Here is a 14,152-nt window from a genome sequence, read left to right on the forward strand (position 1 = left end):
AACTAACGCTCCTGCTGGTGAGTGGGGCTCGGGAAACTGCCGGTCTGACCGTTGCCGGCCTGACGACCCTGCGCGATGCCCCGACGGAGATTGGTCAGCCGTCCGCGTACGTCGTCAGGCGCACGCGAGACCTGCGGACCGGGCTGGTGCTGTTGCTGCTGAGCCGTGCCCGGGACGAGGTTCGCCCTGGGCACCCGGCGCGGCAGGCCGGATGTGGTGACGCCGCCCGCGGCCGGCTGCCTGACCCGCTCGGCCTGCCGGACGAGTTCGTCGTTCGGCGAGGTGCGCCAGGAGGCATTGGCTGCGGGACGCTGGGGGGCAGCCGGAGCCTGCGGCTCCTGGTGCTGCTGTTGCTGCGGAGCCTGGGCCGCACCGGCCGCCTGCTGACCGTGGAACCAGTTGGTCTCCAGCGTGTCGTAGAGCGGGGTGCGCCCGTCACCGGGACCCGAGGCCGGCGGCAGTGCCTCCGGCTCCGGACGCCCGACGGCGCGCTGCGGGCCGGTCGGCTGCGCCGGGGTGCCGTAGCCACCCGACTGCGGAGCGGCGAACTGGCCGGTGGACGAGGGGTCCTGGCGGCCGGGCAGCGAGTGCTGACCGGTCGAGGAGCCGTCGTAGCCGGGGGCGGCGTACTGGCCGGTGGAGCCGTTGTCGTACGCCTGCGGGGCGAACTGGTTCGGGGCCGCAGAGCCGTTCTGGCCGCCCGTGGTGCCGAAGACGTCGGACCGGGTGAAGCCGTTCTCGTCCTGCGGGGCGCTGGTACCGGGGCGCTGGAACTGGCCCGGGTCCTGGCGGCCGGTCGTGCCCGGACGCTGGAACTGGCCGGTGTCCTGCCGTCCGCCCGGGCCCGCCTGGTTGCCCATGGCCGGGAACTGGCCCGTGCTGTGCAGACCGTTCGCGACGGGGCGGCCGAAGTCGGCGGGGCCCGCCGGGCTCTGGCGGTCGTCGTTGCGCGGGACCGCGGGTATCTCGGCGGTGGCGCCGGGGCCCTGCCGGTCGTCGAAGCGCGGCAGGCGCGACGTCTGGGCGACGTCCGGCTCCTCGTGACCGCGCGGGGCGTCCAGCGGGCTGCGCGGGACCGGCGGCTGGGCGTTCTCGTCGCCCCAGCTGGTCACCCGCGGCTGCGGGTTGCCGCCCGGCAGTTCGGCGCGCGGACCGCCGCGCGGCGGCAGCTGCGGCTGCCGGCCGCGACCGCCCTGCTCGCTCTTGTCGGCGCGCGGCTGCGTCGGACGTCCGCCGAACATGTCCACGCCCTGGGAGGCCGTGCCGGCCGTCTGGAGACCCTGCGGCGCACCCGGCGTCTGACCGCCGAAGCCGGCACCCGCGCCGGCCGGAGCCGGCCGGCCCTGCTGCGGGGAGGCCGGAGGCTGCTGCGGCCCGCGCGGCGGCTGACCACCGGGACGGCCACCGCCGTCACGGCCGGGCAGCGCGGCCCGGGGACCCTGACCGGCGGCGAGACGGCCGCCGGCGCCGGGGCCGGAGCCGAGGGCGCCGCCCTGCGCACCGTTCTGCGAGCTGTTCTGGCGACGCGCGGCGGCGACGCCCGCGGCGGCCTGCGCGGCGGCGGGGCCGCCCGCGACGCTGCCCTGGCCGGGCTTGGGCTGCGGCTTCTTGCCGCCCTGGGCGACGTCCACGGGCAGCATGACCAGCGCGGTCGTGCCACCGGAGTCGGAGGGCCGCAGCTGGATGCGGATGCCGTGCCGCTGGGACAGCCGGCCGACCACGAACAGACCCATGCGCCGGGAGACCGACACGTCCACGGTGGGCGGCGAGGCGAGCCGCTCGTTGATCGCGGCGAGGTCCTCGGGGGAGAGGCCGATACCGGTGTCGTGGATCTCGATCAGGACGCGGCCGTCGGGCAGCGCGTGACCGGTGACCTTGACCTTGGTCTGCGGGGAGGAGAACGAGGTGGCGTTCTCGAGCAGCTCGGCGAGGAGGTGCACGAGGTCGTTGACGACCCGGCCGGCCACTTCGGTGGTCGGCACGGAGGCCAGTTCGATGCGCTCGTACTGCTCCACCTCGGACGCGGCGGCGCGGAGCACGTCGACCAGCGGGACCGGACGGGTCCAGCGGCGGCCGGGCTCCTCACCCGCGAGGACGAGGAGGTTCTCACCGTTACGGCGCATGCGGGTCGCGAGGTGGTCGAGCTTGAAGAGCGAGGACAGCTGGTCCGGGTCGGCCTCGCGGGACTCCAGTTCGGAGATGAGCGACAGCTGGCGCTGGATCAGACCCTGGGAGCGGCGCGAGAGGTTGGTGAACATCGCGTTGACGTTGCCCCGCAGCAGGGCCTGCTCGGCGGCGAGGCGGACCGCCTCGCGGTGCACGTCGTCGAAGGCCGCGGCCACCTGGCCGATCTCGTCCCGGGAGTGCACACCGACCGACTCCACGGACGTGTCGACGTCCTGCGGGTCGGACTCGGACAGCTGCTTGACCAGCTCGGGCAGCCGGTCCTGGGCGACCTTGGTGGCGGTCTCCTGGAGGCGGCGCAGCGAACGGATCATGGACCGGGCGACGACGAACGCGCCGACCAGCGAGACACCGAGCACGAGCAGGATGAGCGCACCGGAGATGATCGCCTCGCGCTCGGAGTCGGCGCGCAGCTCACGCGCCTTCTGCTCCATGTCCTCGAGCAGAGTGAGCTCGATGTTGTTCATCTGCTTGATCTTGGTGGAGCTGGCGTCGATCCAGTCCTGGTACGACTGCTTGTCCAGCGATTCGAGACCGTTGGGGGAGCCGAGGGCCCGCTTCGCGTAGGTGTCGGCGTCCTCGATGACCGGGTTGCCCTGCTCGATCGGCTTCAGCAGTTCCTCGGCGCCGCCGTCGCCGTAGATGCTGCGGAAACTCGCGAGCTCGGACTCCTCGTTCTCGAGTCCGGCCTCGGCGTACTGCCGGTCGTTCTCGGTGAGGTCGCCGTAGACGGTGTTGCCCACCGGCAGCGCCGCCGCGAGCACGGCGCGCTGGACGGAGGCGTACTCCTTGGCGGCGGAGAAGGCGGCCAGCGCACGCGTGCGCTGGATCATCTCCGGGTTGCTGGTGGCCTGCGCCATGTCCTGCGAGAGGTCGAGCAGGCTGGTGATGAGGCGGTGGTAGGCCTCCACCGTCTGGGTGGTGTTGCCCTTCTCCGCGTAGGCCGTCGAACGGACCTTGGCGAGGCTGCCCAGGTCGCCCAGCAGACCGACGAGGCTGTCGCGGACGCCCTCGAGGTTGCCGTCCGAGGTGGCGCCGTCGATCTCCTCAGACGAGTCCTGGAAGGCGCTCAGCGCGCGGTCCGTCTTCTCGCGGAAGCCCTTGATGCCGGGGTCGGTCGCCTTGCCGTTGTGCGCCAGCGGGCCGGCGGAGCGGTCACGCTCGTCCTGCAGCGCGACGGCGAGGTCGGTGGCCTGCTTGGTCATGTCCGTCAGCAGCTTCATGTTGTCGAGCTGCTGGATGTCGTCCATCGACTGGTTGATGCGCAGCGCGCCCAGCGAGGTGGCCGCGACCACGGGCAGGGTCAGCAGCGCCACCAGACGCGTGGAGATGCGCCAGTTGCGCAGGGCCACCCGCGGGCCGGGGCCGGTGGGGCCGGCCGCCGGCTTCGGGGGAGCCGGGGGAGGAGTACCGGGCGAAGCGGACGCGCCGGGGCGACCGGAGCGCTCACCGCCGTCGCCGGACGGATTGGGGCCCGGGTTCTGGGCGTGCTGGGGCGAGGAGCCGACTGCCATCGGGCCAGTCCCGCCGTGCGGCTCCGGCTCGGCCGAAGCGCTGCCATCCCTCTTGAAACGTCCCTGCACTAGCGTCGCAACCTCTGGACCAGGCGCCCCTCCGCGTGAACGGAAGGACGGTGTCGGCGTGTTGGGAGGCGTCCTGAATACGCCCCCCAGGTGGTCGTGAGTAACCGGCGCTGGCTCCCCCTGTCTCGCCGCCACCGGGCGCGCTGGGCGCCCTCTGTGCGCCGGCTCGATCCCGCGGCGGTCCGAGGAATTCCAGCACAGTGCAGGATCTCCAACAAGGCCCGTTGGCCAGGCTGTGACATCCGTGACACGACGTGAGGGTCAAGTTACGGGATGTGGAAAGCGATCCCACATAAGGCGGACATAAGGGCGCGAAGAGGCGGGGTCCAGGGGGTGTCCCAGTCGCCATGATCAGGAGCGGAATGAGCGCTTCAGGTGCGCAATGTCCGTTTTTCACAGGTCACACGGCAGTCCGAAATGACCGCTTTGCCCCTTGATTCGTGAGCAAACTCACACGCTGATCATGCGACCTTCACGTCTTCACCGGGAATCGCGTGTTTAGCCTGACGCTTTACAGGGATGGCACATCCGACAAACCGCGCCCGTGCGGGGGCCCTCGAGGGCTCCGGCGGACGCCCGGACACGACAGGGTCTCGTACAACAGTGAAGACGACGACGATGTTCCACAAGATCGCCAACCCCCGGCGTACGACCCTGGCGCACCTCACGGACGCCGACGACCTCCAGCTCCCGGAGCAGCAGGAACACTCCGTCGAACTTCCCGCCCAGACTGCGAACCCCAAGCGCACCATCCTCATGGAGGCCCCGGTCGCGGCCTCCGTCGCGGAGTAGATCTTCACACGGAGATACGGGCACCGGCCGCGGAATGCTCAAGGCGGCCACCCGACGGATGTCAAGGGCGTCCCCGGCCGGGGGCGCCCTTCCGCGTTAGCCTGGGACGTCACACTCCAGCCAGCTCAGTCAAGGGGCCACCAACCCGTGCGCATCGCCAGGTTCTCCATCGACGGGAACGTCGCCTTCGGCGCGGTCGAGGGCGACAAGCCGGACGAGCTCGTCCTCGACATCATCAAGGGCATCCCGTTCACGGACTTCGAGCTCTCCGGCACCAAGGTGCCGCTGAGCAAGGTCCGGCTCCTCCCGCCCGTCCTGCCCAACAAGGTCGTGGCCTTCGGCCGCAACTACGCCGAGCACGCGCGCGAGCTGGGCAACGAGGTGCCGGACGCCCCGTTCGCCTTCTTCAAGCCGTCCACCTCGGTGATCGGCCCCGGCGACGCCATCCAGTACCCGGCCTTCTCCTCGGAGGTCCACCACGAGGCCGAGCTCGCCGTGGTCATCGGCCGGCTCTGCCGCGAGGTGCCCCGCGAGCGCGTCAAGGACGTGATCTTCGGCTACACCTGCGCGAACGACGTCACCGCCCGTGACGTCCAGAAGCGCGAGAAGCAGTGGGCCCGGGCCAAGGGCTTCGACACCTCGTGCCCGCTGGGCCCCTGGGTGGAGACCGGCCTGGACCTCGAGACCGCGGGCGACCTCACCGTCCAGCTGACGGTCAACGGGCAGCAGCGGCAGCTCGGCCGCACCAGCGAGATGATCCACTCGATCGAGGATCTGATCGTCAACATCACCGAGGCCATGACGCTGCTCCCCGGCGACGTGATCCTCACGGGCACCCCCGCGGGGGTAGGCCCCCTGGTCGTCGGCGACGAGGTCGCCGTCACCATCGAAGGCATCGGCACTCTCACCAACAAGGTTGTCAAGCGTGGCTAGCGCACCCGGCTCCCCCGTACGCGTCCGTTTCTGTCCCTCGCCCACCGGTAACCCGCACGTGGGCCTGGTCCGCACCGCCCTGTTCAACTGGGCGTTCGCCAAGCACCACCAGGGCACCCTGGTCTTCCGCATCGAGGACACCGACGCGGCCCGTGACTCCGAGGAGTCCTACGACCAGCTCCTGGACTCGCTGCGCTGGCTGGGCTTCGACTGGGACGAGGGCCCCGAGATCGGCGGCCCGCACGCCCCCTACCGTCAGTCGCAGCGCATGGACCTCTACGCGGACGTCGCCCGCAAGCTGCTCGACGCCGGCCACGCCTACCACTGCTACTGCTCCCAGCAGGAGCTGGACACCCGCCGCGACGCCGCCCGCGCCGCCGGCCGGCCCTCCGGCTACGACGGTCACTGCCGTGACCTCACCGAGGAGCAGGTCGCGGAGTACCGGGCCCAGGGCCGCACCCCGATCGTCCGCTTCCGGATGCCCGACGAGACGATCACCTTCACGGACCTGGTCCGCGGCGAGCTGACGTTCACCCCGGAGAACGTGCCCGACTTCGGCATCGTCCGCGCGAACGGCGCCCCGCTGTACACGCTGGTCAACCCGGTGGACGACGCGCTGATGGAGATCACGCACGTCCTGCGCGGCGAGGACCTGCTCTCCTCGACCCCCCGCCAGATCGCCCTCTACAAGGCGCTGACCGAACTGGGCATCGCCCAGGGGACCCCGCACTTCGGACACCTGCCGTACGTGATGGGCGAGGGCAACAAGAAGCTCTCCAAGCGCGACCCGGAGTCCTCGCTCAACCTCTACCGCGAGCGCGGCTTCCTCCCCGAGGGCCTGCTCAACTACCTCTCGCTGCTCGGCTGGTCGCTCTCGGCCGACCAGGACATCTTCACGATGGACGAGATGACCGCGGCCTTCGACATCGCGGACGTCAACCCCAACCCGGCGCGCTTCGACCTGAAGAAGTGCGAGGCGATCAACGCCGACCACATCCGCCTGCTGGACGTGAAGGACTTCACGGAGCGCTGCGCGCCCTGGCTGAAGGCCCCCTACGCCCCCTGGTCCCCGGAGGACTTCGACGAGGCCAGGTGGGAGGCGATCGCCCCGCACGCCCAGACCCGTCTGAAGGTGCTGTCGGAGATCACCGACAACGTCGACTTCCTCTTCCTCCCCGAGCCCGTCTCCGACGAGGCGAGCTGGACGAAGGCGATGAAGGAGGGCAGCGACGCGCTGCTCGCCACCGCCCGCGAGAAGCTGGCGGCGGCCGACTGGAGCTCGTCCGAGTCCCTGAAGGAGGCCGTCCTGGCCGCCGGCGAGGCGCACGGCCTCAAGCTCGGCAAGGCCCAGGCCCCGGTCCGCGTCGCCGTCACCGGCCGCACGGTCGGCCTGCCGCTCTTCGAGTCCCTGGAGATCCTGGGCAAGGAGAAGACGCTGGCCCGCATCGACGCGGCCCTGGCGAAGCTCGCCGCGTAGCCGCAGGTGTGCCCGAAGGGGCGGCGCCCGGTGACCCGGGGCGCCGCCCCTTCGGCATCTCCCGGACAGGGCGGCCGCCCCGGCGTTACCGTTGGATCATGAGCATCCTCGCCGTGGTCTGGGACGTGGACGACACCCTCTTCGACTACACCACCGCCGATCGCGAGGGCATGCGGTCCTATCTGACGGCCGAGGGGCTGCTCGACCGCTTCGGTACCGCGGAGGCGGGGCTCGCGCGGTGGCGGGAGGTCACCGAAGAACACTGGGCCCGCTTCTCGGCGGGCGGGATCACCTTCGAGGACCAGCGCCGGGACCGGGTGCGCGCGTTCCTGGGCCGCGAGATGGCCGATGCGGAGGCCGACGACTGGCTCCTGCGGTACCACGCGCACTACGAGGCGGCCTGGTCGCTCTTCCCGGACGTCCTGCCCGTGCTCGACGACCTCTCCGCCAGCCACCGCCACGCCGTTCTCTCCAACTCCAGCATCCACGTCCAGGACCACAAGCTGCGCACCCTCGGCGTCCACGACCGTTTCGAGGTCATCCTGTGCGCGGCGGAACTGGGCGTCTCCAAGCCGGAGGCCGGCGCCTTCCTCGCGGCCTGCGAGGCCCTGTCGCTGCCCCCGCACCAGGTGGCCTACGTGGGCGACCATCCGGAGATCGACGGACGGGGCGCCGCCGACGCCGGACTGCTCTCCGTGTGGATCGACCGCTACGGCACGGCCACCGTCGAGCTCCCGTCCGGACGCCACCGGATCGTCTCGCTCGCCGAACTGCCCGCGATCCTCGGCCCCGATACCCGTTTTGGAGCCCGGTCCACCTTCGGGTAATGTTCTTCCTGCGCCGCCGGGGAGCGGGCCGAAAGGCCGGAAAACCGGAGGAGCAACGCTAGAACAAGAACCCCGACGGGGCTTGCGTTCCAGTGGCCTATGGTGTAATTGGCAGCACGACTGATTCTGGTTCAGTTAGTCTTGGTTCGAGTCCAGGTAGGCCAGCTCGCAGAGCTTATCTGCGCCTGTGGAGATCTACTCCACGAAGCCCCCGTTGTGTAGCGGCCTAGCACGCTGCCCTCTCAAGGCAGTAGCGCCGGTTCGAATCCGGTCGGGGGTACAGATCCTTCCCGCGAGGAGAGCTCGGGTAGCTCCCTCTCACCTCGATGCAGGATCGCTAGGGCCCCCGTTGTGTAGCGGCCTAGCACGCCGCCCTCTCAAGGCGGTAGCGCCGGTTCGAATCCGGTCGGGGGTACTGAACTGGTCTAAACCACTTTGGTCTATGGTGTAATTGGCAGCACGACTGATTCTGGTTCAGTTAGTCTTGGTTCGAGTCCAGGTAGACCAGCTCGGACCTGCGGAAACGCAGTGTCCAGGCCCCCGTTGTGTAGCGGCCTAGCACGCCGCCCTCTCAAGGCGGTAGCGCCGGTTCGAATCCGGTCGGGGGTACGTGAACGGAAAGCCCCCCGCTTCGGCGGGGGGCTTTCCGCATGTCCGGCCTCAGGCGAAGCCGTACCGCCGCGCCGACTCCTCCTCCTGCGCCAGCCGGTGCAGCGCCTGCATCATCGGCTCGACGAGGATCGCACCCAGCACCGCCGCCTCGATCCGCTCAGGCTCCGACTCCCGGGTCTCCACGAAGTCCAGGTCCAGCACAGCCGCGCGGTGCATCAACTCGGCGTAGGAGACGAGGAGTTCGGCGTTCCAGTCGTAGCCGAGGCGGCGCAGCGCGGCCACCGCCACCACCAGGGAGCGGTAGGCGGGGGAGATGGTCGTCAGCAGCTGGGCGTTCGACCACCCCAGGGTGCGCAGCAGTTCGTCCGCCTCCCCGTGGGCGGCGCGCACGTACTCGTCCTCCGCGTCCGGCTCGGGGACCTGCGGCAGCGCCCACAGGGCCGCGCCGAGCCGGATCGTGCGGCCCAGGGAGTCGTCGTCGACATGGCCCAACACCTCACGGACCGTGGCCACCGGCAGCCCGCCCACCTGGATCATCGCCCGGACCAGACGCAGCCGGCGCAGATGCTCCTCGTCGTACTCGGAGGTCGTGGCGTTGACCTGGCGGCCGGGCGGTACGAGTCTCTCGCGCAGGTAGTACTTGATCGTCGCGGTGGACACACCGCTGCGTTCGCTCAGTTCGGCCAGCCGCATGCCTTGCGCCCTTCGTTGGTCAGCGGCACTATCCAAGCATGTCCTCCACCTCAGCCGGCCGTACCACCGCGGACGCCCGGGGAGACGTGGTCGTCCTGTTGATCGGGATGCGCGTCAACCACTTCTGGGCCGTGCACCAGTGGGTGCCGGTCATGCTGGCGATGTTCCGCATGCTGGCGGAGCTGAAGAAGGATCCGGGGCGCGGTCTGCTCTCCCGGGTGCTCCTGACGGCCTCGCCGCGGACGTACTACGTCGTCCAGTACTGGGAGTCCAAGGAGAAGTTGTACGCCTACGCGAGCGCGCCCGACGCGTTCCACCACGAGGCCTGGGCGAAGATCAACCGCATGGAGCGGGGCGGGAAGGTGCGCGGGCACGTGGGGATCTGGCACGAGACGTACGTCGTGCCGGAGGGGTCGTACGAGGCGATCTACGGGGACATGCCGGCGTTCGGCCTGGCGGCCGCGCACGGGCAGGTGCCGTTGGAGCAGCGGGGTCGGTACGCGAGGGACCGTTTCGCCCACCGGTCCGCGCCGTAGGGGTCCGCCGTCCCGCGCGTGCGCGTGCGGGCGGTGGATGCGGGCGCTGGGTGCGCCGCGGCCGTCGCGCGGGTGTCGCGTGTCCCGGCCGGTCGGTGATGCCGTCGGGTCGAGGGCTGCCGCGGCGTTGAGGCGGCCCCTTTCCCGATCGGCGTCAGCCCGTCCTGCGCAGGGCCTCCGAGAGGCGGGCCGCGGCGTCGATGACCGCCTGCGCGTGCATGCGGCCGGGGTGGCGGGTCAGGCGCTCGATGGGGCCGGAGACGGAGACGGCGGCCACCACGCGGTTGGAGGGGCCGCGCACGGGAGCCGACACGGACGCGACGCCCGGCTCGCGCTCACCGATGGACTGGGCCCAGCCGCGCCGCCGTACACCCGACAGGGCCGTCGCCGTGAAGCGGGCGCCCTGCAGGCCGCGGTGCAGCCGCTCGGGCTCCTCCCAGGCCATCAGGATCTGGGCCGAGGAACCGGCCTTCATCGTCAGCGTGGAACCGACCGGGACCGTGTCCCGAAGGCCGGACAGGCGCTCCGCCGCGGCCACGCAGATGCGCATGTCGCCCTGGCGGCGGTAGAGCTGTGCGCTCTCGCCCGTGATGTCACGCAGATGCGTCAGCACCGGGCCGGCGGTCGCGAGCAGGCGGTCCTCGCCGGCGGCCGCGGCCAGCTCGGCCAGGCGGGGGCCGAGGATGAATCGGCCCTGCATGTCGCGCGCCACCATACGGTGGTGTTCCAAAGCCACGGCCAGCCGGTGAGCCGTGGGTCGTGCGAGTCCGGTGGCAGCGACCAAGCCTGCGAGGGTGGCCGGACCGGACTCCAGGGCGCTCAGGACAAGGGCTGCCTTGTCCAGAACGCCGACGCCGCTACTGTTGTCCATGCAACGATACTCCCGTCTCACTCTGTGAAACGCAAGTTCATTTTTCCGTGAGACGCGCAACCCTTGGACGCATGGTGGCCCGCGGACCAACGGGCCTGGCGGCGGGTGCCCGGGAACAGGGGCAACGGGCGTCGCCTCCACAAGATCTCTAGTTGGGCCGGTGCGTCATTGCCGGCCGGAGGGAAAGCGATGGGTAGGACACTCGCGGAGAAGGTCTGGGACGACCACGTCGTCCGGCGCGCCGAGGGCGAGCCCGACCTCCTCTTCATCGATCTGCATCTCCTGCACGAGGTGACCAGCCCGCAGGCCTTCGACGGGCTGCGGCAGAACGGCCGCCCGGTGCGCCGGCTGGACCTCACCATCGCGACCGAGGACCACAACACCCCGACCCTCGACATCGACAAGCCGATCGCCGACCCGGTCTCGCGCGCCCAGCTGGAGACGCTGCGCAAGAACTGCGCCGACTTCGGCGTGCGGCTGCACCCGCTCGGCGACGTCGAGCAGGGCGTCGTGCACGTCGTCGGCCCGCAGCTGGGTCTGACCCAGCCCGGCACCACCGTCGTCTGCGGCGACTCCCACACCTCCACGCACGGCGCGTTCGGCGCGCTGGCGTTCGGCATCGGCACCTCCCAGGTGGAGCACGTGCTGGCCACCCAGACGCTGCCGCTGGCCCGTCCCAAGACCATGGCGATCACGGTCGAGGGCGAGCTGGCCGAGGGCGTGACCGCCAAGGACCTGATCCTGGCGATCATCGCGAAGATCGGTACCGGCGGCGGCCAGGGCTACATCCTGGAGTACCGCGGCTCCGCCATCGAGAAGCTCTCGATGGAGGCCCGGATGACCATCTGCAACATGTCGATCGAGGCCGGCGCCCGCGCGGGCATGATCGCCCCCGACGAGACCACCTTCGACTACATCAAGGGCCGCGACCACGCCCCCGAGGGCGCGGACTGGGACGCGGCGGTCGCGTACTGGAAGACGCTGAAGACGGACGAGGACGCCGAGTTCGACGCCGAGGTCGTCATCGACGGCGCCGCGCTGTCGCCGTTCGTCACCTGGGGCACCAACCCCGGTCAGGGCGCGCCGCTTTCGGCGACCGTCCCCGACCCCGCTTCGTACGAAGACGCTTCGGAGCGCCTCGCCGCCGAAAAGGCCCTGGAATACATGGGGTTGGAGGCCGGGCAGCCGCTGCGCTCCATCAACGTGGACACGGTCTTCGTAGGTTCGTGCACCAACGGCCGCATCGAGGACCTGCGGGCCGCCGCCGCCATCGTCGAGGGCCGCAAAGTCGCCGACGGCGTACGGATGCTGGTCGTCCCGGGCTCGGTGCGGGTCGGTCTCCAGGCCGTCTCCGAGGGTCTGGACGTCGTCTTCAAGGAAGCCGGCGCCGAATGGCGGCACGCGGGCTGCTCGATGTGCCTCGGCATGAACCCCGACCAGCTGGCCCCGGGCGAGCGCTCCGCGTCCACCTCCAACCGCAACTTCGAGGGCCGGCAGGGCAAGGGCGGTCGGACGCACCTGGTGTCGCCCCAGGTCGCGGCCGCCACGGCCGTCCTGGGCCACCTGGCCTCCCCGGCCGACCTGTCCGACGCCGAGACCCGTACGCCCGCTGGAGTCTGATCAGTCATGGAAGCATTCATCTCGCACACCGGCCGGGCCGTCCCGCTGCGTCGCTCCAACGTCGACACCGACCAGATCATCCCTGCTCACTGGCTCAAGAAGGTCACGCGGGACGGGTTCGAGGACGGGCTGTTCGAGGCCTGGCGCAAGGACGGGAACTTCATCCTCAACCGTCCCGAGCGGCAGGGCGCCAGCGTTCTGGTCGCCGGACCCGACTTCGGCACCGGCTCCTCCCGTGAGCACGCCGTCTGGGCGCTCCAGAACTTCGGCTTCAAGACCGTGATCTCGTCCCGCTTCGCCGACATCTTCCGGGGCAACTCGCTGAAGAACGGCCTGCTCACGGTGGTTCTGGAGCAGAAGATCGTGGACGCGCTGTGGGAGCTCACCGAGAAGGACCCGCAGGCCGAGATCACGGTGGACCTCGAGGCGCGTGAGGTGCGTGCCGAGGGCATCACCGCGCCCTTCGAGCTCGACGAGAACGCCCGTTGGCGGCTGCTGAACGGGCTGGACGACATCTCCATCACCCTCCAGAACGAGGGCGACATCGCCGCGTACGAGGCCAAGCGCCCGACGTACAAGCCGAGGACGCTGCAGCTCTGACCCCGGGGCCCGAGGAGGCCCCGAGCAGGTCGAGTTTCGGCCACCGCGACACCCCCGCCGTACCCCCGATCGGACCGATCGGGGGTACGGCTGCGTCTGCACCCGTTCGGCCCCGTGAATCGTGATCCGCGCTCCCAACTTCCCACGTTAGAGGGGTTGTTGCCTGGGTACGCGCAGTGCGTGGAAGCGAGCGCCGGAAGTGCCGCAGCGGCCGTTGGAGGCGGCAGTTGCCCCCCTGGGCGGGCGACAACTCGCCCCAGATGGCACAATCTGTGCATGGAACACGACGGCCAACTCGAGCTCTATACGGCGGTCGCGAACCAGCTCAAGGAAGCGCACACAAGAGTGCGCGCACTGCAAGTCCCGGAGGGCGTACGGATGGCGCTGACCCGGAAGCTGCTGGTCATTACGGCCGCGGCCAAGCACGATCTCGCCGATGCGACAAGGCGTCTGGAGCGGTTCATGGCGGACCTCGACGAGGGGCGAATGCCCGAAGGGGAGCGTTGATCGTCTCCGGAGCGGCCGATTTCGTTGCGGCACAAGGGTGATTAGCCCGTTTCGTGTTTGATTTGCGGTATATATCTGCCTAACGTGCGAAAAAGCTTGAACAGTTTCGTTCCGGCTAATGTCTCCGAAGGGGAAGACGTGAACAAGGCGCAGCTCGTAGAAGCGATTGCCGACAAGGTGGGCGGCCGCCAGCAGGCCGCCGAGGCGGTCGACGCGGTCCTGGACGCCATCGTCCGCGCGACGGTCGCGGGAGACCGGGTCTCGGTCACCGGCTTCGGTTCGTTCGAGAAGGTCGACCGGCCTGCCCGCTACGCTCGCAACCCCCAGACGGGCGAGCGGGTTCGGGTCAAGAAGACGTCCGTGCCGCGCTTCCGCGCAGGACAGGGCTTCAAGGACCTGGTGAGCGGCTCGAAGAAGCTCCCCCGCGGAGGCGAGGTCGCCGTGAAGAAGGCCCCCAAGGGCAGCCTGACCGGCGGCGCTTCCGCCACGGTCAAGAAGGCCGCCGCGAAGAAGGCCGCCCCGGCGAAGCGGGCGTCGGCCGCCGCGAAGAAGGCCGCCCCCGCCAAGAAGACGACGGCCGCCGCGAAGAAGACCACGGCCACCGCCAAGAAGACCACGGCGAAGAAGGCCACCACCAAGAAGACCACCGCGGCGGCGAAGAAGACCACCCCCGCGAAGTCCGCCACGGCCAAGAAGACGACGGCCAAGAAGGCCCCGGCCGCGAAGAAGGCGACGGCGACCAAGGCCCCCGCCAAGAAGTCGACCGCGCGCAAGACCACCGCCAAGAAGACCACCGCCCGCAAGGCGTAGGACAGCAGGGGCACTCACGCGCCGGGCCGGACTCCCTCTCGGAAGTCCGGCCCGCGGCGTGTCCGGCGGTCGCCGGCAGGGCCCTCGGGTGCGAGGGGCCCGGGTCC

12 protein-coding genes and 5 tRNA genes are annotated in these 14,152 nt (G+C 70.4%); 14 read left to right on the plus strand and 3 right to left on the minus strand.

Annotated elements, in window-relative coordinates; translation table 11 throughout:
- Positions 1-2 precede the first annotated feature (2 nt).
- Positions 3-3,767, minus strand: a complete 3,765-nt coding sequence (locus tag J2X68_RS21265; RefSeq protein WP_310434121.1) for a nitrate- and nitrite sensing domain-containing protein — start codon at positions 3,765-3,767, stop codon at positions 3-5.
- 603 nt (positions 3,768-4,370) lie between these two features.
- On the opposite strand from J2X68_RS21265, the gene J2X68_RS21270 reads away from it, so the two are divergent.
- The 9 genes from J2X68_RS21270 (at position 4,371) to J2X68_RS21310 (ending at position 8,405) form a co-directional block, all read left to right on the plus strand.
- On the plus strand, positions 4,371-4,559 hold the full coding sequence (locus J2X68_RS21270; RefSeq protein ID WP_307167861.1) for a hypothetical protein: 189 nt from the start codon (positions 4,371-4,373) through the stop codon (positions 4,557-4,559).
- A gap of 147 nt (positions 4,560-4,706) precedes the next feature.
- A complete protein-coding gene (locus J2X68_RS21275) occupies positions 4,707-5,492 on the plus strand; it encodes a fumarylacetoacetate hydrolase family protein (protein ID WP_310434122.1) in 786 nt (261 codons plus the stop codon).
- On the plus strand, positions 5,485-6,969 hold the full coding sequence (gltX, locus tag J2X68_RS21280) for a glutamate--tRNA ligase (protein WP_310434123.1): 1,485 nt from the start codon (positions 5,485-5,487) through the stop codon (positions 6,967-6,969). Before J2X68_RS21275 ends, gltX begins: the two co-directional genes overlap by 8 nt.
- A 98-nt stretch (positions 6,970-7,067) precedes the next feature.
- A complete protein-coding gene (locus tag J2X68_RS21285) occupies positions 7,068-7,796 on the plus strand; it encodes an HAD family hydrolase (RefSeq protein WP_310434124.1) in 729 nt (242 codons plus the stop codon).
- Positions 7,797-7,889: 93 nt separating this feature from the next.
- Positions 7,890-7,961 (plus strand) — tRNA-Gln (locus J2X68_RS21290).
- 42 nt (positions 7,962-8,003) lie between these two features.
- Positions 8,004-8,076: transfer RNA gene (locus J2X68_RS21295), tRNA-Glu, on the plus strand.
- Positions 8,077-8,138: 62 nt separating this feature from the next.
- Positions 8,139-8,211, plus strand: a tRNA-Glu gene (locus tag J2X68_RS21300).
- Between the two features lie 21 nt (positions 8,212-8,232).
- Positions 8,233-8,304: transfer RNA gene (locus J2X68_RS21305), tRNA-Gln, on the plus strand.
- A 28-nt stretch (positions 8,305-8,332) separates the two neighbouring features.
- Positions 8,333-8,405, plus strand: a tRNA-Glu gene (locus tag J2X68_RS21310).
- A gap of 51 nt (positions 8,406-8,456) precedes the next feature.
- Here the strand turns inward: J2X68_RS21310 and J2X68_RS21315 are convergent.
- Positions 8,457-9,101, minus strand: coding sequence for a MerR family transcriptional regulator (locus tag J2X68_RS21315; RefSeq protein WP_310434125.1), 645 nt, complete (start codon positions 9,099-9,101; stop codon positions 8,457-8,459).
- A 38-nt stretch (positions 9,102-9,139) separates the two neighbouring features.
- Here J2X68_RS21315 and J2X68_RS21320 point away from each other — a divergent pair, with 38 nt between their 5' ends.
- Positions 9,140-9,637: a DUF4188 domain-containing protein gene (locus J2X68_RS21320; RefSeq protein ID WP_310434126.1), complete on the plus strand. Its 498-nt coding sequence runs from the start codon at positions 9,140-9,142 to the stop codon at positions 9,635-9,637.
- Positions 9,638-9,791: 154 nt separating this feature from the next.
- Here the strand turns inward: J2X68_RS21320 and ndgR are convergent, their stop codons facing one another.
- A complete protein-coding gene (gene ndgR / locus J2X68_RS21325; RefSeq protein WP_007384919.1) occupies positions 9,792-10,508 on the minus strand; it encodes an IclR family transcriptional regulator NdgR in 717 nt (238 codons plus the stop codon).
- A gap of 189 nt (positions 10,509-10,697) precedes the next feature.
- Between ndgR and leuC the strand changes: the two genes are divergently transcribed.
- From leuC to J2X68_RS21345, 4 genes are all read left to right on the plus strand, one after another.
- The gene (gene leuC / locus J2X68_RS21330; protein WP_310434127.1) at positions 10,698-12,128 is read left to right on the plus strand and encodes a 3-isopropylmalate dehydratase large subunit; all 1,431 of its coding nucleotides are present in this window, start codon (positions 10,698-10,700) and stop codon (positions 12,126-12,128) included.
- Positions 12,129-12,134: 6 nt separating this feature from the next.
- Positions 12,135-12,728: a 3-isopropylmalate dehydratase small subunit gene (leuD, locus tag J2X68_RS21335; RefSeq protein WP_310434128.1), complete on the plus strand. Its 594-nt coding sequence runs from the start codon at positions 12,135-12,137 to the stop codon at positions 12,726-12,728.
- Between the two features lie 276 nt (positions 12,729-13,004).
- Positions 13,005-13,235, plus strand: a complete 231-nt coding sequence (locus J2X68_RS21340; protein ID WP_028806672.1) for a hypothetical protein — start codon at positions 13,005-13,007, stop codon at positions 13,233-13,235.
- A 138-nt stretch (positions 13,236-13,373) separates the two neighbouring features.
- Entirely contained in the window at positions 13,374-14,045 is a 672-nt protein-coding gene (locus J2X68_RS21345) for an HU family DNA-binding protein (RefSeq protein ID WP_310434129.1), read from the plus strand.
- Positions 14,046-14,152 lie beyond the last annotated feature (107 nt).

Origin of the sequence: Streptomyces sp. 3330, from assembly GCF_031456635.1 — a bacterium.
Lineage (GTDB): Bacteria > Actinomycetota > Actinomycetes > Streptomycetales > Streptomycetaceae > Streptomyces.